The 23,387-nt window shown below is 61.7% G+C and carries 21 protein-coding genes and 1 pseudogene; 11 read left to right on the top strand and 11 right to left on the bottom strand.

Annotation, left to right across the window (positions count from 1 at the left end):
- The first annotated feature begins 49 nt into the window (after positions 1 to 49).
- From scpA to B5527_RS12560, 3 genes are read left to right on the top strand one after another with little or no spacing between them, the layout of a single operon-like run.
- Positions 50 to 2,206, top strand: a complete 2,157-nt coding sequence (gene scpA, locus B5527_RS12570) for a methylmalonyl-CoA mutase (protein ID WP_079601577.1) — start codon at positions 50 to 52, stop codon at positions 2,204 to 2,206.
- Positions 2,207 to 2,210: 4 nt separating this feature from the next.
- The gene (locus tag B5527_RS12565) at positions 2,211 to 2,486 is read left to right on the top strand and encodes a type II toxin-antitoxin system Phd/YefM family antitoxin (RefSeq protein WP_079607241.1); all 276 of its coding nucleotides are present in this window, start codon (positions 2,211 to 2,213) and stop codon (positions 2,484 to 2,486) included.
- Complete coding sequence (locus B5527_RS12560) at positions 2,483 to 2,890, top strand: type II toxin-antitoxin system VapC family toxin (protein WP_154072187.1); 408 nt, start codon at positions 2,483 to 2,485, stop codon at positions 2,888 to 2,890. Before B5527_RS12565 ends, B5527_RS12560 begins: the two co-directional genes overlap by 4 nt.
- A 21-nt stretch (positions 2,891 to 2,911) precedes the next feature.
- Here the strand turns inward: B5527_RS12560 and B5527_RS12555 are convergent, their stop codons facing one another.
- Complete coding sequence (locus B5527_RS12555; RefSeq protein ID WP_079601575.1) at positions 2,912 to 4,894, bottom strand: ATP-binding protein; 1,983 nt, start codon at positions 4,892 to 4,894, stop codon at positions 2,912 to 2,914.
- A gap of 480 nt (positions 4,895 to 5,374) precedes the next feature.
- On the opposite strand from B5527_RS12555, the gene B5527_RS12550 reads away from it, so the two are divergent.
- Complete coding sequence (locus B5527_RS12550; RefSeq protein ID WP_172842547.1) at positions 5,375 to 5,758, top strand: YidH family protein; 384 nt, start codon at positions 5,375 to 5,377, stop codon at positions 5,756 to 5,758.
- A gap of 47 nt (positions 5,759 to 5,805) precedes the next feature.
- A complete protein-coding gene (locus B5527_RS12545) occupies positions 5,806 to 6,909 on the top strand; it encodes a sulfite oxidase (protein WP_197689300.1) in 1,104 nt (367 codons plus the stop codon).
- Positions 6,910 to 7,070: 161 nt separating this feature from the next.
- Here the strand turns inward: B5527_RS12545 and B5527_RS12540 are convergent, their stop codons facing one another.
- Genes B5527_RS12540 through B5527_RS12525 form a run of 4 tightly spaced genes read right to left on the bottom strand, consistent with a single transcriptional unit; the run spans position 7,071 to position 10,714 of the window.
- Positions 7,071 to 7,994: an acetamidase/formamidase family protein gene (locus B5527_RS12540; RefSeq protein ID WP_079601573.1), complete on the bottom strand. Its 924-nt coding sequence runs from the start codon at positions 7,992 to 7,994 to the stop codon at positions 7,071 to 7,073.
- 34 nt (positions 7,995 to 8,028) lie between these two features.
- The gene (locus B5527_RS12535; protein ID WP_245332591.1) at positions 8,029 to 8,856 is read right to left on the bottom strand and encodes an ABC transporter permease; all 828 of its coding nucleotides are present in this window, start codon (positions 8,854 to 8,856) and stop codon (positions 8,029 to 8,031) included.
- A 20-nt stretch (positions 8,857 to 8,876) separates the two neighbouring features.
- Entirely contained in the window at positions 8,877 to 9,710 is an 834-nt protein-coding gene (locus B5527_RS12530) for an ABC transporter ATP-binding protein (protein ID WP_079601571.1), read from the bottom strand.
- Positions 9,707 to 10,714 carry an ABC transporter substrate-binding protein gene (locus tag B5527_RS12525; RefSeq protein WP_245332590.1) on the bottom strand — a complete coding sequence of 336 codons (1,008 nt, stop codon included), beginning with the start codon at positions 10,712 to 10,714 and terminating at the stop codon, positions 9,707 to 9,709. The genes B5527_RS12530 and B5527_RS12525 overlap by 4 nt, the downstream gene beginning before the upstream one ends.
- A 287-nt stretch (positions 10,715 to 11,001) precedes the next feature.
- Here B5527_RS12525 and B5527_RS12520 point away from each other — a divergent pair, with 287 nt between their 5' ends.
- Together B5527_RS12520 and B5527_RS12515 are read left to right on the top strand one after the other, a co-directional pair.
- Positions 11,002 to 11,226, top strand: coding sequence for a hypothetical protein (locus B5527_RS12520; protein WP_079601569.1), 225 nt, complete (start codon positions 11,002 to 11,004; stop codon positions 11,224 to 11,226).
- A gap of 57 nt (positions 11,227 to 11,283) precedes the next feature.
- A pseudogene (locus tag B5527_RS12515) lies at positions 11,284 to 11,526 on the top strand (acetamidase/formamidase family protein); the annotation flags it as partial.
- Positions 11,527 to 11,782: 256 nt separating this feature from the next.
- Here the strand turns inward: B5527_RS12515 and B5527_RS12510 are convergent.
- Positions 11,783 to 12,715, bottom strand: coding sequence for an outer membrane protein (locus tag B5527_RS12510; RefSeq protein ID WP_245332589.1), 933 nt, complete (start codon positions 12,713 to 12,715; stop codon positions 11,783 to 11,785).
- 409 nt (positions 12,716 to 13,124) lie between these two features.
- Complete coding sequence (locus B5527_RS12505) at positions 13,125 to 14,249, bottom strand: IS110 family transposase (protein ID WP_079601220.1); 1,125 nt, start codon at positions 14,247 to 14,249, stop codon at positions 13,125 to 13,127.
- A 1,271-nt stretch (positions 14,250 to 15,520) separates the two neighbouring features.
- Between B5527_RS12505 and meaB the strand changes: the two genes are divergently transcribed.
- The 4 genes from meaB to B5527_RS12480 all read left to right on the top strand — a co-directional run bounded on the left by meaB (position 15,521) and on the right by B5527_RS12480 (position 19,236).
- Entirely contained in the window at positions 15,521 to 16,513 is a 993-nt protein-coding gene (gene meaB / locus B5527_RS12495; RefSeq protein WP_079601567.1) for a methylmalonyl Co-A mutase-associated GTPase MeaB, read from the top strand.
- A gap of 1 nt (position 16,514) precedes the next feature.
- Entirely contained in the window at positions 16,515 to 17,183 is a 669-nt protein-coding gene (locus B5527_RS12490) for a pyroglutamyl-peptidase I (RefSeq protein WP_079601566.1), read from the top strand.
- Positions 17,184 to 17,257: 74 nt separating this feature from the next.
- Positions 17,258 to 17,707 carry a cupin domain-containing protein gene (locus B5527_RS12485; protein ID WP_079601565.1) on the top strand — a complete coding sequence of 150 codons (450 nt, stop codon included), beginning with the start codon at positions 17,258 to 17,260 and terminating at the stop codon, positions 17,705 to 17,707.
- A 158-nt stretch (positions 17,708 to 17,865) separates the two neighbouring features.
- Positions 17,866 to 19,236 carry a TIGR03808 family TAT-translocated repetitive protein gene (locus B5527_RS12480; protein ID WP_079601564.1) on the top strand — a complete coding sequence of 457 codons (1,371 nt, stop codon included), beginning with the start codon at positions 17,866 to 17,868 and terminating at the stop codon, positions 19,234 to 19,236.
- Between the two features lie 51 nt (positions 19,237 to 19,287).
- On the opposite strand, the gene B5527_RS12475 is transcribed toward B5527_RS12480, so the two are convergent.
- The 4 genes from B5527_RS12475 to B5527_RS12460 all read right to left on the bottom strand — a co-directional run bounded on the left by B5527_RS12475 (position 19,288) and on the right by B5527_RS12460 (position 23,198).
- Positions 19,288 to 19,794: a TIGR03809 family protein gene (locus tag B5527_RS12475; RefSeq protein ID WP_079601563.1), complete on the bottom strand. Its 507-nt coding sequence runs from the start codon at positions 19,792 to 19,794 to the stop codon at positions 19,288 to 19,290.
- 473 nt (positions 19,795 to 20,267) lie between these two features.
- Positions 20,268 to 21,890 carry a S8 family serine peptidase gene (locus B5527_RS12470; RefSeq protein WP_079601562.1) on the bottom strand — a complete coding sequence of 541 codons (1,623 nt, stop codon included), beginning with the start codon at positions 21,888 to 21,890 and terminating at the stop codon, positions 20,268 to 20,270.
- Positions 21,891 to 21,933: 43 nt separating this feature from the next.
- On the bottom strand, positions 21,934 to 22,632 hold the full coding sequence (locus B5527_RS12465; RefSeq protein ID WP_079601561.1) for a hypothetical protein: 699 nt from the start codon (positions 22,630 to 22,632) through the stop codon (positions 21,934 to 21,936).
- Positions 22,629 to 23,198, bottom strand: a complete 570-nt coding sequence (locus B5527_RS12460) for a sigma-70 family RNA polymerase sigma factor (protein WP_079601560.1) — start codon at positions 23,196 to 23,198, stop codon at positions 22,629 to 22,631. Before B5527_RS12460 ends, B5527_RS12465 begins: the two co-directional genes overlap by 4 nt.
- Between the last annotated feature and the right edge of the window lie 189 nt (positions 23,199 to 23,387).

Here is a 23,387-nt window from a genome sequence, read left to right as displayed (position 1 = left end):
AGACGTGGATGGCCGGGACAAGTCCGGCCATGACGAACGAGGCCACTAAATGAGCCGCATACCGAACTTTGCGAATATCGCATTCGAAAACACCGCCCGTGCCGCGCCCGTCAGCGCCGCCGAGCCGTGGCTGACGCCCGAGGGCATCCTCGTAAAGCCTGCTTACAGCGAGGCCGACCTTGAGGGCATCGATTTCCTGGAGACATGGCCGGGCATCGCGCCCTATCTGCGTGGCCCCTACCCCACGATGTATGTCAACCAGCCCTGGACCATCAGGCAATATGCCGGCTTCTCCACGGCGGAGGATTCCAACGCGTTCTACCGCCGCAACCTCGCCGCCGGCCAAAAGGGCCTCTCGGTCGCGTTCGATCTCGCCACCCACCGCGGCTACGATTCCGATCATCCACGCGTGACCGGCGATGTCGGCATGGCCGGGGTGGCGATCGATTCGATCTACGATATGCGCACGCTGTTCTCAGGCATTCCGCTCGACCAGATGAGCGTGTCGATGACCATGAACGGCGCGGTGCTGCCGATCCTGGCGCTGTTCGTGGCGGCGGCCGAGGAACAGGGCGTGCCGCCGGAAAAACTCTCGGGCACCATTCAGAACGACATTCTGAAAGAGTTCATGGTGCGCAACACCTACATCTATCCGCCGGCGCCCTCGATGCGGATCATCTCCGACATCTTTGCCTATACCTCGCAGAAGATGCCGAAATACAATTCGATTTCGATTTCCGGCTATCACATGCAGGAAGCCGGCGCGACGCAGGACCTCGAACTCGCCTATACGCTGGCCGACGGCGTCGAATATCTCCGCGCCGGCCTCACCGCAGGCCTCGACGTCGACCGCTTCGCCCCAAGGCTGTCGTTCTTCTGGGCCATCGGCATGAATTTTTTCATGGAGGTCGCGAAGATGCGGGCGGCGCGGCTGCTGTGGGCCAAGCTGCTGACGCAGTTCAACCCGAAGGACCCGCGCTCCCTGAGCTTGCGCACGCATTGCCAGACCTCGGGCTGGTCGCTGACCGCGCAGGACGTCTACAACAACGTGATGCGCACCACCATCGAGGCGATGGCGGCGACGCAGGGCCATACCCAATCGCTGCACACCAACGCGCTCGACGAGGCGCTGGCGCTGCCGACCGATTTCTCCGCCAGAATCGCGCGCAACACCCAACTGTTCCTGCAGCAGGAAAGCGGCACTGTAGGGATCATCGATCCCTGGGGCGGCTCGTATTATGTCGAGCGGCTCACCCGCGATCTCGCCGCCAAGGCCTGGGGCCACATCCAGGAGGTGGAAGCGCTCGGCGGCATGGCCAAGGCGATCGAGGCCGGCGTGCCAAAATTGCGGATCGAGGAAGCCTCCGCCAAGACGCAAGCCAGGATCGACGCCGGCAAGCAGGCGGTGATCGGCGTCAACAAATACAAGCCCGTCAACGAGGCGCCGATCGACGTGCTGAAGGTGGAGAATTCCACCGTGCGCCGGCTGCAGATCGACAAACTGTCCCGGCTCAGGAAAGAGCGCAACCAGAAGGACGTCGACGATGCGCTGGCGGCGCTGACGCGGAGTGCCGGCGAAGGCAGCGGCAACCTGTTAGCCTTGGCCATCGATGCCGCGCGCGCCAAAGCCACGGTCGGCGAGATTTCCGATGCGATGGAAAAGGTGTTCGGGCGGCACCGCGCCGAAATCAAATCCATCACCGGCGTCTACAAGCGGGAAGCGTCCACCATGTCCAACCGGGTCGAAAAAGTGCAGGCGCTGATCGATGCGTTCGAAGATGCCGAAGGCCGCCGGCCGCGCATCCTGGTGGCAAAAATCGGCCAGGACGGCCACGACCGCGGCCAGAAGGTGATCGCGTCGGCCTTCGCCGATGTCGGCTTCGACGTCGACATCGGGCCGTTGTTTGCAACCGCCGACGAGGCGGCGCGGCAGGCGGTCGAGAACGACGTCCATATTCTCGGGCTGTCGTCGCTGGCGGCGGCGCATCTGACGGCGGTGCCGGAGTTGAAGGTCGCGCTGAAGAAGCAGGGCCGCGACGACATCATGATCATCATCGGCGGCGTGGTGCCGCCGCAGGATTACGACGCGCTGTACAAGGCCGGCGCCGAAGCGATCTTCCCGCCGGGCACGGTGATCGCCGACGCCGCCGAAGAGCTGATCCACAAGCTCAACGCGAGATTGGGGCATAGCGAGGCGGCGGAATAAGATGATGAAGCATGTGGCCATTACAGAAGCGAAGACACAACTCAACGAGCTTGTAGCTGAGATCGAGTCGACGGGAGATGACGTGGTCCTCACCCGCGACGGTGTTCCCGTGGCGCGATTGATACGCGAGAACAAACAATCGCTGAGCGAGGAATTGATGCCGGAGCAAATAGAGCAGCGCCGGAAAGTTGTTGCGCGCCTCCAGCAAATTGCGGGCGAGTTGAATGTCGGTGCGACGCAGGACGAGATCAAAGGGTGGATCAATGAGGGGCGCCATTGATCGTCCTTGACGCATCGATGGCCATTTCCTGGCTTCTGAACGAGCCAGGCTTTTCTGCTTCGGAATTGAACGAAGTACTCGCGACCAATCGGGTAACCGTGCCCGCGCACTGGCCGGTGGAAATCGGCAACGCTTTGTTGATGGCCGTTCGACGAAAAAGAATCGATCCCGGACGTCTTGCGCAGATTTCGGCTGAGCTTGCACGTCTGGATGTTGCGATCGAGCCGCCAATTGAGATGGACGAGCTTTTCGCTTTGATAGAGTTCTCCGAGAATCAGGGTTTGACGCTGTACGATGCTGCGTACGTTCATCTGTCCATGACGAGCCATTCGACCCTCGCGACACTCGACGAGGCGATGAGACAGGCAGCCACCCGGCTCCGCATCAGCATCTTGCCGATCTAAGGCCGCGGAGTAGATCGCAACTCACGGCGCAGTGTCTGCGTTCACCGGCAGGGTGAACTGAAACGTGGCACCGTGGGGCACGTTTGCCGTGGCCCACAACCGTCCCCCGTGGGCTTCCACGATTGAACGGCAGATCGACAGCCCCATGCCGATACCGTCCGGCTTGGTCGTGTAGAAGGCTTTGAACACCCGGTCGATATTTTCCGGCTCGATTCCGGGGCCGGAATCCTCCACCGCGACACGTATCTGATCGGACCCGTGCTCGAGCGTTTGTATCCGCAGTTCGCGAGGACGGCCTGTCACCCGACTCGTGGCCTGGATGCCGTTCATCAGAAGATTCATGATAACCTGCTGCAGCTGGATGCGGTCGCCATCGACGGGTGGAAGCGAAGCCCCGAGGTCGAGCTGCAGAGATACGCCGTGAACGTTGATTTCCTCGCGGATCAGCGTGATGACGTCGTCGATGGCTTTGTTGATGTCGAGTTGCGCTGTTTCAAGCGCGTCCTTCCTGGACAGCGCGCGGATGCGCGCAATCACGTCGCTGGCGCGTCTCGCGCTGCCGATCATCTGTTCGACCGCGTTGCGTGCCTGGTCAATGCGCGGCACCTCGCCGTCGAGCCATCGAAGGCATGCATCGCCGTACGTGATGACGCCGGTCAGCGGCTGGTTCACTTCATGGGCGATCGAAGCCGTGAGCTGGCCCATGGCCGCTACGCGGTTCGCATGCGCCAGCTCGGTCTGCATCTCGCGGTAACGCCGGTCGTTTTCGCGTGCTTTTGCTTCCGCCCGCTTGCGCTCGGTGATATCGCGGCACACGTTCCCGATGTTCACTGGCTGCCCGGTCTCCGGATCGTCGATCCGAAAGGCCGAATAGTGCACCGGGATCGGATCTCCGGTCTTGAAATGGCGGAAACAGATCTCTCCCGACCAGGACCCCTTCTCCAGCACCGTCGGCCAAAGCACATCATTCACGAACTGACGGTCCGCGGGGAAAATGTAGTGAATTCCGCGCCTCGACCTCGCTTCTTCCCAGCTGTCGAATCCAACCATTTTCATCCCGGCCTTGTTCAGGTACAGCGGCGTCCCTCCGCTGAGGTCGGCAATCGCCATCAGGTCGGCGGCCTGCTCGACCAATGACGCCAGGCGGCGGCGCTCGAGCTCGGCGCCTTTGCGTTCTGTCACGTCTACAGCCGTACCAACAAACTCGATCAGCCCGCCGTCTTCATCGAAAACCGGATGGCCCGAGGAATTGATGTGCCTGACTGTTCCGTCAGGCAGCAGAACCCGGTACTCGTCGAAGCTATCTACTCTTTCGCGGATCGATCTCTCAAATCTCTTGTCCACCCAATCGCGATCCTCGGGGTGGACCCGCTGTCGAAAATTCTTGCGAGACGGCAAGTCCTGCTGCGGATCCAATCCGAAAATCCGGAACATTTCCTCGGAGCAGTAGAGCGCCCTTCGGGTCCGGGCATCCCAAACCCAAATGCCGGTGTGGGTCAGCTTCTGCGCTTCGGCAAGATAAGCCTCGCTTCGCGACAGCTTTTCCTGTGCCAGGTTCTGTTGGATCGTGACACCAGCCAGGTACGTGATCTGGTCCATGATCTCCCGATCGCGGCGGGTCGGCCGGCGCGGCTCGCGATGATACATCGCGAACGTCGCAATCACTTTGCCCTGCGACGAGAAAATCGGTGTGGACCAGCAGGCGCGCAGCGAATGGGCTAAGGCCAAGCCGCGATAGTCCGCCCACAACGGGTCGGTCGCGATGTCCTCCACGATCACCGGTTCGCCACGGTATGCGGCTGTGCCGCAGGAAGCCGCTGATGGTCCGATCACCGTGCCGTCGATGGCATCGGTATAGGCTTTTGGAAGGCTAGGTCCGCCACCATGCCGCAAGTGATCGCCGTCCACCAATAAGATGGACGCCAGGACGCCGCCGGCTTGTGCCTCCACCAGGCGGCATAGGCTATCAAGTAGTTCAGCGAGCGAATCCCCTTTAGCCACCATCTGGAGGATCCGTTTCTCCGCGGCGACCTAGGGATTCTGCGCGGTTGCGGTCTTCGATATCAAGAGCGTTCCATGGCACTTGCCCTCCTCCGGGAGGAACGTGAAAACGCGAAAACCTGAGGGTATTCAGGTCAATGAAACTGTCAAGGAGCCGCCCGGAGGGATCGATCCTCACGGCAAGCGGCGCGGAAACAGGATACGGCACGCTATCCCGTGATCGCCTCCGGTGCTCCGGACAATGAGGCCGCCGCGTCGTGCTCCGAACCAGCCGGCACAGCCATTCGCCGGGGTCGTCTCATCCATCGATTGCTTCGATTGGAAAGAGACAAACAATGAGTTGGATTGCTGAAGTGAGGACTCCCACGTTGCTAACATGAACCGGGATTTGGAAGGCACCGCACCGGAGTGAAGCCAACAGACCGATCACGGCCAATGTCGCCGGCCGCGGGACTCGATGTTCGCAGCGCAAGGAGAGATTCAATGATCGCCAACTACACAAGCCACGCCCCGAACGAGCGAACCTTTCTTGCCTGGATACGCACCGGCCTGGCTGTGGCGGCATTTGGATTTTTCATCATCAAGCTGAACGTCTTTGTCGATGCGGTCGGTCGGGGATCCCTACTCAATCTTCGTGCGGAAGACGCCGGCGCGTTCGTCGCGGTCGCGACCCGCTATGCCGGACTGGCAATGGTTGCGATTGGAATCGCCATGATCGCACGAAGCAGCTTCGCCTTTGAGCGCAGGCGCCGCGCGATCGATTGCGATGAGGTTATCCAGATCCCGCAGTCCCGTGCGGAGACGCTGCTTTCGGCGGCGCTCGCGATCGCCGTGCTGATTTTCGGCATCAATCTCGCGCTGATTTGACGTTCGCGGCGCGATTCCACTTCGAAACCCAACAGGAGAACCTAGCGATGGATATGAAATCTGGGAACTGGTCCGGCACGGCGATACGTCCCGTTGGCCTGATCATCCGGCAAAAAGACCCGAATAATCTCGAAATGCCATTCGATCAGCTCGACGAGTTCATCACGCCGTCCGAACTGTTTTACATACGCAGTCATTTCCCCACGCCGGAGATGGACCCCGTCGCCTATCGGCTATCGATCAGCGGCGCCGTGCGGAACGAGCTAAGCCTGAGCTACGCCGATATCCGCGCCATGCCTTCACGGACATGCGTCGCCACGCTGGAGTGCGCCGGCAACAGCCGCGTATTCATGGTGCCGCCGGTGCCGGGCGCACAATGGGAACTCGGTGCGGTCGGCAACGCCGAATGGACGGGTGTGCCCCTTTCCGCGCTGTTGGAGCGCGCCGGAGTCGCGGACGAGGTGTGCGAACTGGTGCTCGAAGGCGCTGATCGCGGCGTGCCGAAGGAAGAGCCAAAGCCCCCGGGGCCGATCTCGTATGCCCGCAGCATCCCGCTGGCGCGGGCGATGGAACCGGACGTGCTGATCGCCTACCAGATGAACGGGCAGGATCTGACGCCCGATCACGGATATCCCCTGCGCGCCATCGTACCGGGGCATTACGGCATGGCGTCGGTCAAGTGGCTGACCGACATTGTTGCCGTCACGCAGCCGTTTCAGGGCTACTGGCAGACGTCCGACTACGGCTATTGGGATGATTCCGATGGGACACCTGTACGCCGGCCCCTTGCGGAGATGAAACTGAAGTCGCAGATCGCACGCCCCCGTGTGTACGAGAGGCTCCAGCCCAATCGTCCCTACACCATTTTCGGGGCCGCCTGGGCGGCGGACACCGATGTCGCCGAAATCTGGATCAGCCTGGACGGCGGCGCATCGTGGGTCCAGGGCGATTTCCTCGACCCGGTAAACCGGCACGCATGGCGCCGCTGGAAATACGACTGGATCACCCCGGCACAACCGGGCCGCCATACACTGTTGGCGCGGGCGACCGGAGCAGACCGCCGTACCCAGCCAGACGGCCATAATCCAAATTTCGGCAGCTATGTGATCGATCACCCGCTTCCCATCGAGGTTTTTGTAGCTGCGCCTTGAATTGCGGCGTACGCCGCTCGGCAAGCGGCTTCTTTCAGCGAAAATCCGCTCGTCGCGTTCGAGCGCGCGCGCAACGGCGCACCTGCCTGTCCGATACCGCAATTCGCGGTATCGGACATCGCTCAGCGCCTTCAATCAGCAGGTCAGCAGCACCATCAACGTCAGCCGAAATATCTCGATAATATGCTTTTATCGACCTTGCAGATGTAGGTATATTTTGGATTGACCACCTGTGTGCATCGCGCTTCCGCAATTTGACCGAGAAGCATGTATCCTTCGGCGGCAGGAATCTTCCAATCGTCCTCCATCCAATAGACCATTTCCTCAAAGGCAAGTCGCATGGCGTCTTCAAGCGGCCGGGCGCAACCCAGCGTGCAAATATGCGTCGAGGTTTCGATGCGCGGGTGATTCAACCGGGCCGGCGCCTTCTCGAGCGACACTTTTACGGTCAGCGTCGCGGCAATTTCGATGGCACCCATGCCGTTGCATTCGCCGTCGCCCTGGATGGCGTGGCAATCGCCGAGAAAGAGATGCGTTCCCTCCTGGTTGACGCGCAGGAACACGGTATTGCCTGTCGTAATCTCCTGCACATCCAGATTGCCGCCATGCGGACCGTTGTCGACGGTCAAGACGGCGCCATGCACCGGCGCGACACCAATGACTCCGATCATCGGCTTTATGGGCAGCTTGACGTGTTCGTTCCAGTGGACGAGATTATCTTTGACCTCGACAACCCTTGTCTGCCTGCCGAACTCTTTTCTCCGCACCCAATCGGGAAACATTCCGATCCCTGGCCACAAGGCGGTAAAGCCGAGCTTGTCGAGCTCCATATTGATGATCTCGACTTTCAGCATGTCGCCTGCTTTCGAACCGCGCACTTCAATCGGTCCGGTCGCCCCATTGACGAACGGAAGAGTGACGTCAGCCGCGGTCAATTGCTGACCGAGATGCCGGATCGTGCCGTCGTTCACGTTAATCGCGCATTCCACCACGAACGTTTCACCCGGCTCGACGCTGGCGACGAACCGGTCATTTCCGGAAAGCGCGTATTTGATATTGTCGATTTTGCTGACACGCTGAGACATTTTCACTCCTGATCTTGAGCTCCCGCCCGATTGCTTAATGGATACGGCGCCACGGCATAAGAAGGCGCTCAATCCTGCCCACCACAAAAGTCAAAAGCAGCGCCAGCGCGATCGTTGCGACCAAAGCGGCGAATACCTTTGGAATGATGTACAGCGATCCCGCCCTGAAAATGGCATGGCCCAGGCCCTCGGATGACGACATGAATTCGCCGACGATCGCACCGATCAGCGCGAAACCGACCGTGAGCTTCAGTCCGGCAAAGATATCGGTCAGCGAGGCCGGCACCACGAGCTTGAGAAAAATCTGAAACTTGGACGCTCCCAGCGTCCGCATCAGATTGATCTGGTCGGTATCGACCCCGACCGCGCCCTTGTAAGACGTCACCAGGGCAACAATCACGACCGACAGCGTCGACATTGCAACTTTCGAAATCAATCCCGTGCCGAACCAGATGATGATGATCGGCGCCAGGGCGATGATCGGAATGGAGCCGAGCGCGATAACGAACGGTTCCACCACACGAGAAACGAACCTGGAGTACCAGAGCGAGAGTCCAATGACGGTACCGACGAAATTTCCGACCAGGAAGCCGAGTAACGTTTCGAGTCCGGTGACGTAAGTATCGCGCCAAAGACTGCCATCGCGCACCATCTCACCGAGAAAGCCTGCGATCGCCGAAGGCGAGCCAAACATGAAGGCTGCCTGCTTGTTGTTCGCCGTCACATGATCCCACAAACCGAGCAGAACGGCGAGGATCGCGCCTTGTGTCATGAGAACGATGGCGGCCGAGCGCAGCCTGCGCCAGCGCCGGATGGCCGGCGGCGTGGGCTTTTGTGCAGGCACGTGGGTCGCGCGGTCCATCCCGCTCTCTGCATCCACAGTCATTGCAAAACGACGTCAAGATCGGCCCAGATTTGCCGAACGTATTTGCTGAAATCGCGGCTATCGCGCGCCGCCATCATGTCGGTCCGTTCGATGCCGAGCACGATATCATAGACCGCCTTGACCCGCGTTGGCCGTTTGGACAGTACGATTACGCGATCCGCAAGGGATACGGCTTCTTCGATATCGTGCGTAATCAGCAAAAGCGACCGGCCGCGCTCGCGAACCAGCTTCGCCGTATCGCTTTCGATCAGCAGCTTGTTTTGAAAATCAAGCGAAGCGAACGGTTCATCGAGCAGCAGGACGGCGGGCTCGTTCACCAATGTCCGTGCCAGCGCCACGCGCTGGCGCATGCCGCCCGAGAGCGTCGAAGGATAGTGGTCAGCGAAACCGTGGAGCCCCAGCTGATCGAGCATTGCGCGGCTGCTGTCCCTAGCCTCGCCGGCCGCCACGCCGCGGATTTCAAGGCCCAGCATCACATTGCCGAGCGCGGTTCGCCACGGCAGGAGGAGATCCTTCTGAAGCATGTAGCCGACATTTTGCGGCTGGCCGGCGATCTCCTGGCCGTACCAGCTGATACGTCCCGAGTCCGGCGTCAGCAATCCGCACAAAGTGTTCAGAAGCGTCGTCTTGCCGCAACCGGAGGGCCCAACGATGCTGACGATCTGGCCAGTGTCGAGCGTCATGCTGAGATCGCCAATGACCGGAACCAGCCGTCCGTCAACTTCATAGCTTTTTGCAACGTGCCGGACCACGAGCGGAACTGCCGGAGCAACATCCGCTCCGGCAGTGACGCGCTGAGCAGCACTCACGCCGTTCGCTTCGCCCGTCATTTGAGGCTGGCGACCGCCTTGTCCGCAAACGTGTTATCGATGATCTGATCGAATGGTATCGTGCCTTTCGCATTGCCCAGATAGACCTGCATATCCATCAGATTCTTCCATTGATCCGGTTTGGTAACAACGGATTGAGCCGGAATGAGATATCTGAGCTCAGCATCAATTGCCTTGTCGACAACCTCACCTGGAAGGTCCGGAAATTCCTTGCGTGCGACCTGCTTGGCGAACGCGGGATCGGCGTAGGTTTTGCGCGAAGCTTCTTCAAACGAGGTGACGAGCGCCTGCACCATCTGCGGATTTTTCTGGATCGTCGAGGGCAGCACCATGATTCCAGTGTTGCAGAAGGGCCCGATATAGCTGGAGAAATCGAACACCACCGTGGCGCCTTGCGCTTCGGCGGCGGCGACGCTTGGCTGATACGCGATGGCAATATCAGCTTGACCAGCCAGCATGGCTGCAATTTCGGTACCCGGGTTCACCGGAACGATGGTCGCGTCCACGCCGACCTTCAGGCCCGCGTTCTCCAACAGTCGCTTCGCAACACTGTAATTCGTGTTCGGTTCGGGCGAAGTGACGATCCTCAAGCCCTTGAAGTCCTTGGGGTCAGTGATTGGCTTGAGCGTTTTCGACACACCGAAATAGTGAGCACGCTGGACGACCGTGCCGACCACAACACCTGGACCACCGTTCTCCCGGGAAATCTGAGCCATCGTCGCATCACCGATCGCAAAATCCGCTGACCCGCCAAGAACAGCCGCAAAGGTCTGCGTGTCTCCGCCGGCGGCGGTGACTTTCATGTCGAGGCCGTTTTTCTCGAAGATGCCGGCGTGCATCCCGACGTAGAGATTGATGTAGCCGAGATTATGGACGGCTTCGCTGAAGCGCACTTCCTGGAGGGGCGCAGCTGCCGCTCGGTCCAGGCCGATGATCGGCGTAATCGCCAGGCCACTTGCAACAGCGGCGGACGTCGTCAGGAAATCGCGGCGACTGAGTGACACGAAGTCTCCGGTGAGAGATTGGCGAACCCTATTTATCATGGCTCTGGACTCCTTGCGAAATTGATCTTCGGTGACAAAAGCACAAAGCAAAGGTAATCCGTTACGCGAGCAAGCTGCAAGATAAAAGAAGCGACACCAAATGTTCAGAGGCGGGCTAACCCGTCCATCATGTCGCTGCTGCGACACAACGATGGCGGCCTTGATTGCTATTTGCGACGTTTGTGACCTCTTGAGCGGCGAGATGATTATTCGCTCGCCAGCCACCGTGCGATGATGTCATTTTTGACATGATCGCTGCCCAAACAATCAGCGATCTTTTTTCAATTGTTGGTCATGAAATACGGAGCACCCGCGTCGATTGCGGCCGCAAGGATGATCCAGAGCACCGATTTTTTGAAACAGTACTGCCGGCGATGGCTCAGCAAGAACTCGCCGCCTTCGCCTTCAGCATGGCCCTCCGCACCTATGGGCCGGGCGAGGCGATCACGAAGCAGACCTGGCAGCACGCGTAGCCCGGATGAGCGAAGCGACATCCGGGAGCTTACTTCTTCTGAATTCCCGCATATCGCTTGGAATTGACCTGGCCGTTTGCCGAAAGCGCGACGCATTTGATGTCCATCGGACTCGACGAATATCTCGACGATGCTGCCAAGCAGGCCGTCCGGGAGATGGTCAAACACGTGTGCGCACGCACCAATCTGACGCGCAACGAAGCTTATATGCTGTGCTCGCTCGCGGGTAACCTGCGTGTGACCCAACTTGTTGACGGCAATAAGGGCATTCACATGCTCCTGCCGAAATCTCATCTGTAAGGGTGAAGCAGATTCTTTTCATGATCTGCCAGACCTGGACGCGTGCTCGATGCCGGCTTTAGTCAAGCGTCGTTCAATGTCCGCTTCTCGGAGAAAGAACGGAAGCGGCCGGCCGCGGAATGCACGCCGCGGCAGGCCGTTCCTCACGGAACACACCGACCGTAATCGATTTCGCCATTACAAGGGCGGATCAACGATCCGCCGTCACAGCTACTTCCACTTGATGCGGATTACGCCGAGCGTTTCCCCAGCAGGGTTAGTGCCTCACGGTGCCGGGAGTTCCAAAATTGTAGTTCAGCCCGATGCGAGCAATGTCCGACGTCAGCTTGACCCTATGAGTAAATGGTTGCCCCGGGACGGGGAAGGTCCCGGAATCCAAAAGGTTGTGGGTCGTCATTTCTTCCGTGCCGAAGTCTAGGTGGAGATACTCGGCCTTTAACGACCAACCGTTCAGCAGCGCATATTCAACGCCACCGCCGACAGTCCAACCGGTCCTTGTCTCAGACATGGAAGCAGCCTCGGTATCCGCGAACCCGTCGACGAACAGAAAGTTGCCTTTCAGGTGAGTGACCGCAAGTCCGCCCGTCGCATAAATGAGCCAGCTGTTGGCCGCAAACCCGAGACGCGGTCGCAAGGTCCATAGCCAGTCCGTTGAAAACGACTGGGAGATGGTGAATGGAACCCCGGCTGCGCCGCCGGTGGGGTAGATCGCGGTTGCCGTCGAACTGCCGTGCTGGTGGAAAGACTGAAAATCGGTTTCGAGCCCCGCCACGAAATTGTCCACCTGCCAGTTGAAACCGGCTTGAGCACCGCCGATGAAGCCGCTTGTGTTGGCACGCTGATTGCCGACTGAGTTAAACAGGTTGGTGCTGACCGCATCACCAAAGTAGCCGGCACGATGAGCGGGGTCGAAAATCGTGGACGTGCCGAGATCGGCCCGGCTCCACGCGCCGCCGGCATTAACGCCGACATAGAATCCCGACCAATCGTATGCAGGAGCCACGGCGGCTGGCGCTTTGGTATAGGTTCCAGCCGGCAAGTCCGCAGCAAGTGCGGGAGCCGAGACTGCGACGATGGCGGCGGCAACCATTAATTTCTTCATAAAATGCCCCTTGGTTTCAATTGAAACACCATAGCGGAAAAGGGGCACGCACATGTAACCGGTGGGCAACACCCAGAACAATTTCAATTACACGTTGCCCGTGGAGGGTAGCAAGCGTAGCCCGGATGAGCGAAGCGACATCCGGGTTTTCATAGTCCCTCTACACCCCGCATATCGCTCTGATGTCCTTCGTCAAGTGGTTTGAACGCGAGATATCGTCTCCCTGCGATTTTCGCTGGAGTGCGCGATAATGATGATCGTGCAAGGGTGGAGGCGAAGCCTGAAGACGTCGGTGATCAAGCTCTGATACGCGGGTTTAAACCGCAGTTCCGAGATTTCGTCCGGGGCTGTCCCTTGTCTACGCGCGGGCGTCGATCGTTTGATCGGCCACAAAGCGAAATCGGGAATTCCCCTGCCGTGGCTTCGCCCCCGCCGTTGCACGATATTTGTCCGGATTGCGCCCGGCGCTGGCTCCTTGTCAGGTCTGTCGCTGCGCTCACATCGCCGGCGTCGTCGGCGCGCCGATGGCGCGACTGACTGCCCAAATGAAGCCCGACAGCTCACGCGCAATCGCGGTCACCACGAGGGTCGGCCGTTTGCCACGCCGTGCCAATGCGCGGTAGCGCGCGGTCAGGCGCGCCTGCGCCTTCCAAGCGATCTCCTGGACGGCGGGCGGTGCGGCTTCCACCTTGCCAAGCTTCTTCTTGCCGACGCGTGGGGGATGGCGGTAGCTCCAGGAGCACTCCACCAGAATGCGCCGCGCCCGGTGGTTGCCGGCCTTGGTGATGCCGCCGCGCCAGACCCTGTCACCAGTCGACTCTTCGCCCGGCACCAAGCCAAGATAGGCCATCAATTGGCGCGGGGTTGCAAAGCGCGACAGGTCGCCGATCTCGGCGAGAAAAATCGTAGCCGAAATGAGATCGAGACCGCGCACGGCCATCAGTGCCCTCACCACCTCTGCAAGCGACCAGTCCGTCACTGCTGCGGCGATCGCCCGCTCGAGCCGGATCACGCGCTCGTCGGCTTGCCGGACCGCCAACAGCATCTCCTCGAATGCGATGCGTTGTTCGCGGTGGGCGAGCTTCTGGCTCACCAGCCAGTTCATATGGGCCCTAGTCCAGGTTCTCTTGCCCGTATAATGCCGGCCGAGCCGCAGCAGCAACGACAAAACCTGCTGGCGTTTGGATTTGAGGTCGGCGACAGCAGCCTCGCGCGCCCGCACCAGGTCCCGCATCGCCTCGTGCCGCGCATCCGGAACCCAGACCGCGGTCAGTTCGCCCGCGCGCAACAGCTTGGCCAGATTGAGCGCGTCACGCCGATTGGTCTTCACCCGATCGCCCGGCTTCTTCGGGATCAGCGATGGCGCCACTACCACACACTCGTGGCCGAGGGTTTTGATCAACCGGTGCAGATCATACCCGGTCGGCCCGGCCTCATAGCAGAACGTCAGTCGCCGATGCTGCGCCGCAAGCTTCTTCACCAGCTTGCACGTCGCCGCCTCCGTGTTCTCAATCTCGCCGAGATACCGCACCTCGCCGTTCCGCCCGCCCTCCGCAATTGCCACTGCATTGCGCAACTTCGAGGTATCAAGACCAACGAAAACTTCGCTACAATCCGCCATGACTCGTCCTCCTTGCCTGAGGCTCTACCCGGCCTATCCGGGTAACCCTCGCTACAGCATTGAGGGCGAGTTGCCTCGGTCAGGGAAGGACATACGGTCTTCGCTCATGCGGGCTACGGCCTCTCGAAACCCACCATGTCATTGCGTCATTGCGAGGCGCGGAGCGACGAAGCAATTCACTCTCTCTTGCCGCCCTATGGATTGCTTCGCGGAGCCTGTCATCGGGCGCGCATTCGCGCGCGCAAAGCCAACCGCCCCTGCGGCATTTTGGCTCACTTCTGATTTTCAGAAACATCGCTTGCGGCCTGACCCAAATCAGCAATATATCCCTCCCCATCCCGTCCCACTCAGAGGGGCGGCTCGCGACGTCACGGACGCGGGGCGGGATGCGGTGGACGCGGCGGCGCGCTTGACGGGCGTTGCTTGCAGCGGACGGCGAAGACGTGTGGTCCTGACACCCCGACGCTGGTGTCAAGTTGGCGGAGCGATCCGCGTAACGACGGTGGCAAGAAAGCCGATCACCGGGGAGAGCACGGTATAAGCCGTAAACCATTGCGTGCGGGAATGTCGGGTGTTTTCCGATGGCTCGCTGTGAATACTCGTGTGCATACTTGTTACCCATAGCGCACACGAGGCTGCGGGTGCATCGGGCGCCCGGCATTCCCCACGCCCTCTGTTTTCAGGGCGGAGATTATTGGCAAACCTCGGGCGCATCGCGCCGCGGGATCGCGGAGTCACATCTGGAGTTGCAACGTCATTGCGAGGAGCGGAGCGACGAAGCAATCCATTCTTTCTTGCTGCCCTATGGATTGCTTCGCGAAGCCTGTCATCAGGCGGCGCTTCGCGCCGACCCGTTGGCTCGCAATGACGGCTAAGACATTTCGGCGTGGCTGTTTGAGAATTGAATCGGTAATTGCGCGAAGGCATGATCGGCGTGGATCGAATACAGGATATTTTCGGCAACGGCAGTGCGCTCCCTCGCCCCGTTCTTCACGGGGAGAGGGTTGGGGTGAGGGGCTCGCTCCGCGAGTTCGACTCGTTGAGAGTCCCCCTCACCCGGATCGCATCTGCGATGCGATCCGACCTCTCCCCGCAAGCGGGGCGAGGTGAACCGCCCGGCATTCCCTACGCCCTCTGTTTTCAGGGCGGAAAATTCATGCACACCTCGGGCGTATCGCGCCGCGAGATCGCGGTTCTGCATCCGAAATTGGCGGTTGGCCCGGCGACAGCTCCCCCTCGCCTGTCCCGCTCTGCCGTTGTAAACCAAAAGCATGGCCCTGCCGAACAATGCTCCCATAGATATCGAAGTGCTGACAAAAGACCTCCGGTCCGGCAGCCGCGCGGCGCTGGCGCGCGCGATCACGCTGATCGAAAGCCGGCGCGGCGATCATCAGGCCGCCGCACGCGATCTGGTGCAGGGGCTGCTGCCCGACACCGGCAAGGCGATCCGGGTCGGCATCACCGGCTCGCCCGGCGTCGGCAAATCCACCACCATCGATGTGCTCGGGATGTTTCTGATCGAACGCGGCCACAAGGTGGCGGTACTCGCGGTGGACCCCTCGTCCGCCCGCACCGGCGGCTCGATCCTCGGCGACAAGACCCGGATGGCGCGGCTCGCCACCTCCGACAGCGCCTATATCCGGCCTTCGCCGGCGTCCGGCACGCTCGGCGGCGTCGCTGCGAAAACCCGCGAGGCGATGCTGTTGTGCGAGGCCGCCGGCTTCGACGTCGTGCTGGTGGAGACCGTCGGCATCGGCCAATCCGAGACCGCGGTCTGCGACATGACGGACTTTTTCCTGGCGCTGATGCTGCCGGGCGCCGGCGACGAGCTGCAAGGCATCAAGAAGGGCCTGGTCGAACTCGCCGACATGATCGCGGTCAACAAGGCCGACGGCGACAACGTCAAGCGCGCCAATCTGGCGGCTTCCGAATATCGCGGCGCCCTGCATATCCTGACGCCGCGCTCGGAGCATTGGCATCCGCCGGTCGTGACCTATTCGGCCCTGACGGGGACAGGCATCGACACGCTGTGGCAGAAGATCCTCGATCACCGCACCGCGATGAACGCCTCCGGCGAATTCGCGGCAAGACGGCGGCAGCAGCAGGTGAAGTGGATGTGGTCGATGCTGGAGCAGCGGATGATGGCGCGGCTGCGCGCCGACCCGGCGATCCGGGCGAAAGTGAAGAAGACCGAAGCCGAGGTGGCCGATGGCCGCATCACCCCGGCGGTCGCGGCCGAGCAGATCGCGGAGATGCTGAGGTAAAATGACCGACAAACTACGTATCCTCGTCACCGGCTTCGGCCCGTTTCCCGGCGCACCGTACAATCCGACGCCGCCGCTGGTGGCGCGGCTGCAGCGCCTGCGCCGGCCGGCGCTGGGCGATGTCGAACTGATCGGCCACATTTTCCATGTCACCTACAGCACGGTCGATCGGGAACTCCCCGAACTGATCGCCCGATATCGCCCGCAAGCCCTCTTGATGTTCGGCCTCGCCGATCGGACGGCGCATGTCCGGATCGAAACGCGCGCGCGCAATGCCGTCACCACACTGTTCCCCGATGCCGATCGTAACCGCGCGCGGAAGGGATCGATCATCAGCGGCGCCGACGCCCTGACCTTCGGCCCACACACCGCGAAACTGCTGGGCGCGGCTGATGGCACCGGCATCGACGCGCGAAGCTCGCGCGATGCTGGAAGCTACCTCTGCAACTACTTGAGCTGGCGTGCGATCGAGGCGACGCGCCGCGACGATGGTCCCCGCCTTGCCGCGTTCGTGCACGTGCCCTTGATCGCGCGCGACGGCGCTCGGCAACGCAAGGGCAAAACCCACCGCATCACGCTGGAACAACTGGTCGACGCCGGCGAAGCCATGCTGCTGGAGATAGTGAAATCGACCAGGCAGGCGATGCGGGAGAGCGCCGTCGCGACCTGACGGATTGCGACGCTCAAGCGTGGTGCGAACTGCTCGATTCCGAACCCGCTTCGGGGTCAACAAGGGAGGGCTGGATGAGCAAGATCGATATCCAAAGCGCGCCGGTTTCGGCTGGCTCCCGGTATCCCGAACCGTTCGCAGCGCCGTGTCGGGACAAAATTCGGCGCCGGCTGGCGGTCGCGGCGGGACTCAAGCACATCGGCGTCAACCTGCTCGAATTGGCTCCGGGCGCCTGGTCCAGCCAGCGGCACTGGCACACCGAGGCGGAGGAGTTCGTATATGTCCTGGAGGGAGAAGTTGTGCTGGTGACCGAAGGCCGCCAGGAAATCCTGCACGCCGGAGAGTGCGCTGCCTTTCTCCCCGGGGATCCCGATGGACATCATTTGCAGAATCGATCCGGCGCGCTCGCGCGCGTTCTCGAAATAGGATCGGCTCACCTGCAAAACGACGAAGCGCTCTATCCAGACATCGATCTCCGGGCGGCCACATCCGGCTATTTCCGCAAGGACGGAACACCCTACTGACATCAGCAGAGAATTTCGCATTGCTGCGCTCCCTGCCCATTAACCCTACCCCCAACAATCGCCGGCGCGCGCCCTCGCCTTCAGCATGCGCCGACGCATTTTTGCGTTACTCCACCAAGGCGGACAGGCGTCACGCGGATCCGCATGGAGACGCGATCATGGACTTCACTCGCCGCCGTCTGATCGGGGCATCCGCCGCCGGTGTCGCCGGCGCGCTCGCGATGTCGCCGGGCGCGGCGCGCACGGCGACGCTGACGTCGAGCCTCGGGCGCGACATCACGCAATATGGCGTGCGGCCCGGCAGTCCCGACGATCAGACCCGGGCCTTGCAGCGCGCGATCGACGATGCCGCGCGCGCGTCAGTGCCGCTGGCGCTGCCGCCGGGGATCTATCGCACCGGGATGCTTCGGCTGCAGAACGGCACGCAACTCCTCGGGGTGCGCGGCGCGACCAGGCTGGTTTTCAACGGTGGCGCGTCGATGCTTCAGGGCGAAGGTGCCGGCAGCGTCGGCCTCACCAACCTGACGCTCGACGGCGGCGGCATTCCGCTGCCGGCGCGGCGCGGCCTCGTGCATTGCCTCGGTGGACGCGACATCCGCATCACCGATTGCGAGATCGCCGGTAGCGGCGGCAACGGCATCTGGTTCGAGAACGTCTCCGGCGACGTCAGCGGCAACATCATCACCAACACGGCTGCCACCGCGATCCTGTCGTTCGACGCGCAGGGCCTGCTGGTGTCGCGCAACACCATCCAGGGAACAAACGACAACGGCATCGAAATCCTGCGCACCGCCATCGGCGATGACGGCACCCAGGTGCTCGACAACCGCATCGAGGACATCAAGGCCGGTCCCGGCGGCTCCGGACAATACGGCAACGCCATCAACGCGTTTCGCGCCGGCAACGTGATCGTGCGCGGCAACCGGATCCGCAACTGCGACTATTCCGCGGTGCGCGGCAATTCGGCATCCAACATCCAGATCACGGGCAACAGCGTCAGCGACGTCCGCGAGGTGGCGCTGTATTCCGAATTTTCGTTCGAGGGCGCGGTGATCGCCAACAACACCGTGGACGGCGCGGCTCTGGGCGTCTCGGTCTGCAATTTCAACGAGGGCGGCCGCATCGCGGTCGTGCAGGGCAACATCATCCGCAACCTGCTGCCGAAGCGGCCGATCGGCACCGCGCCGGACGACGACGCCGGCATCGGCATCTATGTCGAGGCCGACACTTCCGTCACCGGCAATGTGATCGAGAATGCGCCGTCATTCGGGATCATCGCCGGCTGGGGCAAATATCTGCGCGACGTCGTGATATCTGGCAATGTCATCCGCAATGCCTTCGTCGGGATCGGCGTGTCGGTGGCGCCCGGCGCGGGCACGGCGCTGGTCAATAACAACATGATCTCGGAGACCCCGCGCGGCGCCGTGGTCGGGCTCGATCACGCGCGGCCGATGACGGCGGATTTATCCGCCGATGGCGCGCAACGTTTTGCGCAGGTAGTGATCGGAACGAACGCGGTGAGGAGGTAGGTCGCTAATTGTCCCTGCGAACGCACGCGCTCTCGGGGGCGACGAATGGAGTCAGAGCGCGTTGCGCAGCAGCGGATAGCGCTCCTGCATCACGGCGATGTCGAGCGTCAGCTCCGAACCGTTGTCCAGGCTCAGATCCATGGCCGGCGCCGTGAACTCCGGCGCGGAAGTCACTTCGTCCGAATAAACGATTTCGGTCTCCGGGAGAATCGAAACGTCGCGCCTCGGCGCTTGAACCGGGATCTGCACCGGCTGCCGCTGCAGCCAGCGAGGCCGATCGCGCAACGTCTCGCCGCGCGGCAGCGCCGGTCGGCTGTCGCTAGGCCAGGTGATATCGGGTGGGGAATTGCGGGAGGCCTCGCGGGCCGCCAGATCGCGCCAGATTTCGACCGCGGCCTTGGCCTCCTGGATGTTCTCGAGAAAGGCCAGTTCGCCATGAAAGCGGCGCCAGCGGCCGGTCTCGAACAGTTCGGTGAGGTAATCCAGCCGCTGCTCAGCAAGAGCGCACCACCGCGCGACCACGTCGCGGCCGCGTGCCACGTCTACTCGATGTGTCATGAACCAGCCCGTAGGGAGGAAAAACGGACGCAGACGCAACGGGGGACGAATCAGTCAGACGTGACCGAGATATGTTGTGGAAAACTTTAATTTTGTCCAGCGGACGATGCTCTTCGACACCGGCTTTGACGGCAGACCGCGAAAATACGGGGTTTTCTTCGTTATCCACGGTCAAGCCGCGGGCTTGCATAGACGGGTTGCGGGGGCCGTAAGATTTCGCGCGCTGGCATTATTGCCAATTTTGTCGCGCGGACGCGCCCAAAGTACACGCCTGAAACGAGAGACCCGTCCGGGGGGACAACCGGACGGGTCAAGCCATATGGGCGCTTGGGGTGGATGGGCGCTCGCGCCGAATACAGCCTCGATGGGGAGGGGTAACCGCTCCCACACAGAATTAGTCGCGGGAGGGCGCCGCACGTTCAAACCAACTGCGGTTTTTTTAACTCTTTTATCAGGACTTTTTGGATGCAAAATTACTGCGCGGCAGGACGATTGGCGGCATCAACGGCCGGCTTGTCGGACGCCATGGCTGAGGGCTGGTTCACGTCCCTGGTTGCAGGAACCTGCTGACGGTCCGACACTTTTTCAGCAGCGGCCGTATCCGGAACCGCGGCGACGGGCATCGCTGGTGCGGTGGCGACGGCCAACACCGCGGCATAGGCATCCGCTTCGCCGGCGCCGAACAGATCGTCGCGGCCGGGGGAGCCGAGATCGCGGGCAGTTTTCATCAGGATCGCGCGCACTTCATCCGGCTTCAACGCAGGATTGCGCTCCAGCACGAGGGCCGCGAGGCCACTGATGTAAGCCGCGGAAAACGAGGTGCCGGACGTCATCTGATATTTTTCGTCCGGCGCCGGCAGGAAGATATCGACCCCTGGCGCCGATACCGCGATATAGCCGCCGCGGTTCGATGCCGGAAACAGCTTGTCCTGGGCATCGGTGGCGCTGACCGCAATCACGTTCGGGTTGGCGGCGGGATACAGCGGCGGCGATTTCGGACCGGCATTGCCGGCGGCCCCGACCATCACCATGCCCTTGGCGGCGGCAGCGGCGATACCGCGTTCGATCAGCGCGTCCTTCGGACCGGCGAAGCTCATATTGACGACCTGTGCGCCGTGCGCCGCCGCGTAGTCGAGCCCCTTCAGGATCACGTAGGAGGTGCTTTCCGCCCCGTTCAGCGCCATGCCGAAAGCCCGAATCGCCAAGATCCTAGCCGCCGGCGCGCTTCCCATCAGCCGCGCGTGCGACACGATCGCGCCGGCAACGCCGGTGCCGTGGGCGTGTGGACCTTCCTTGCCGCCGAGCGCATCGAAGGAGTCGGTAATCGCGTTCGCGAATTCCGGATGTTTGAGATCGATTCCGGAATCGATCACCGCAACGGTGACATTGGCGCCGTGGGCCAGGGTATGTGCCTCGGGCAATCGAAGTTTCGCGTTGGCATATTGAGCGGGATCGCCCTCGGTCGATGCTGCGTTCTGGTCCTGCAGCACATAACGGAAATTCGGCTGCACCGAACCGACGCCGGCCTCAGTGGCGAGTCCGCGGCTCGCGGCTTCTACTGTGCGGCGGTCGGTGACGCGGAACAGGCCGATGGTGCCGCCTATCAACGAAAAATTCTGCGATGCCAGACGCGTGAGGCCGTGACGCCGCGCCAGTGCGTCGGCCTGCGCGTCGGACAGCGAGCCGTCGATCTCGGCCACGATTTCCCCTGCGATCGTGCGCAGGTTGGCTGCCGTCTGCGCAACGTTGCGGCGCGGGCCATTGCCCGCGCTTTTGGCCGACGGACCGCCGCTACCGGTCGACGAGACCGCTCGATCCGAGCACTCGCCATCGCTGTCGCGATAGGCGTAGCTGCAGGGCGGACGCGTCCTCAGATTGGGTGTCATTCGGTCGATTCCGATGACTGCCCTTCCCGCGATACCCGGGTTGACAGGACTAATGGTTGGCATGCGCGACCCGATGTTGATACTCGGTGAGCGCATGATGCTTTGCGCCTGGACCGCCGAGCCAAAGGATGCAAGCGGCAAAACCGCCGCGGTCAACACCAATGCAGCAAGCCGCATCCTAGTCCGCCAACTGGCACGATCGTGGATCATGAGACCTCGGGTTGATGCGGTATGTTGGGAAGCCTTACACGGCTTAAGGCGTCGCCACCGCGAGACTGACAATCTTCTCGCTTTGCAGCTTGCTCATCAGAGCGGCAATTTCATCCTTCGCCATCGGCTTGTTGCCGAATTGCAGCCGAAACAGGCCACCCTTGGCGCCGTCGACGATCGAGGCCTGATAGCTGTCGAGCAGTGCCGTGATATCGGCGACGCGCGCCTCGGGTGCAAACCGCACCAGCGCGCGCGGCGGCGCTTCCGGCCCCAAGGCGCGGGTGATGGGTTCATTCGTGCTCAGCGACGCCGTTTGGTAGGTGGCGGCCTCGTTCTTCATCAGCTCAGCGCCGATCACGCCGGCCTGCAACAATAGCACCAGCGCGCCCAGGCTCGCCGACCAAGCCAGCGTCCGCGGCGAGAGCCTTGCGAAAAACTCCGCGATCCGCGCGGAGAACCTCAGCGACGCCGATGGTTTGCCCGCCGGCTCTGCGTCGATCGCCGCGAACAGCTTTTGCATCGCGCGCACGGACGGCGCACCGAGGCTTTCGTTGAGACCGATGGTCTCGGCATACTCTTCGCGGATCGCGGTGTACTGCCTGGCAAGCTCGGGATCGCGGGCGAGCGCTTCGTCGACGCGGCGGGCATCGCGCGCATTCAGCGTGCCGGCCGCATGCCACGGCAGCAGCATTTCCATTTCACCGGGCTCTTGCTCCAGCATTTTTTTGCGCGTCGCCATCATGGCCAGCCTCGCTCTACGCCGGCTGCCCTCAGCAGTTCGGCCAATTTCTTGCGCGCGTAAAACAAGCGCGTCTTCACGGTGTTTTCGGGTATGCCGACGATTTCAGCCACCTCTTCCACGGACTTCTCGTGGTAGTAGACGAGATCGACGATCTCCCGATGCTCCGGCGAAAGTGCGGTCAGGCACTTGCGCAACGCTTGACTGGTATCCTTCTTCTGCACCGCCACTTCGGGATCGTCGGAGCCATCCTCGATCGCATTGGCGGCCTCATCGTCAAGTTCAACGTCCTTCCTGCGGCGCAGCGCGGACAACGCCTTGAATCGCGTGATCGCCAGCAGCCAGGTGGAAACGGCGGATCGACCTTCGAACTTGCCAGCCTGGCGCCACACATCGAGAAAAACCTCGCTGATGAGGTCCTCCGCGACCTGTTCGTCCCGCACGAGCCGAAGCCCGAAGCGAAACACCCTGACATGGTGCCGTCCGTACAGCACCTGCATGGCGAGGCGGTCGCCTTGAGCGATCCGAGCGATCAGGACGTCGTCCGAAGCCGCCTGTGTCGCACTCAATGGCCGTCTCGCAGGGTTGGTCGGGTTTGGTGGGCGGGTGGTTCGATTGCAAAGGCAAGATTCTTAAGATTATCGCAATAGCCCGCCCGCATCTGTGACGTAGCGCACAAAACGTGGACTTTTAGCAGCCTTCGAACAGCCGGGAGCGGACGCGACCGAGAAATTGGTACCATAATACGGAAATACTTT

The sequence above is a fragment of the Bradyrhizobium erythrophlei genome, from assembly GCF_900129425.1.
Classification (GTDB): Bacteria; Pseudomonadota; Alphaproteobacteria; order Rhizobiales; family Xanthobacteraceae; genus Bradyrhizobium; species Bradyrhizobium erythrophlei_C.
This window is presented reverse-complemented; position numbering and strand designations above follow the sequence as displayed.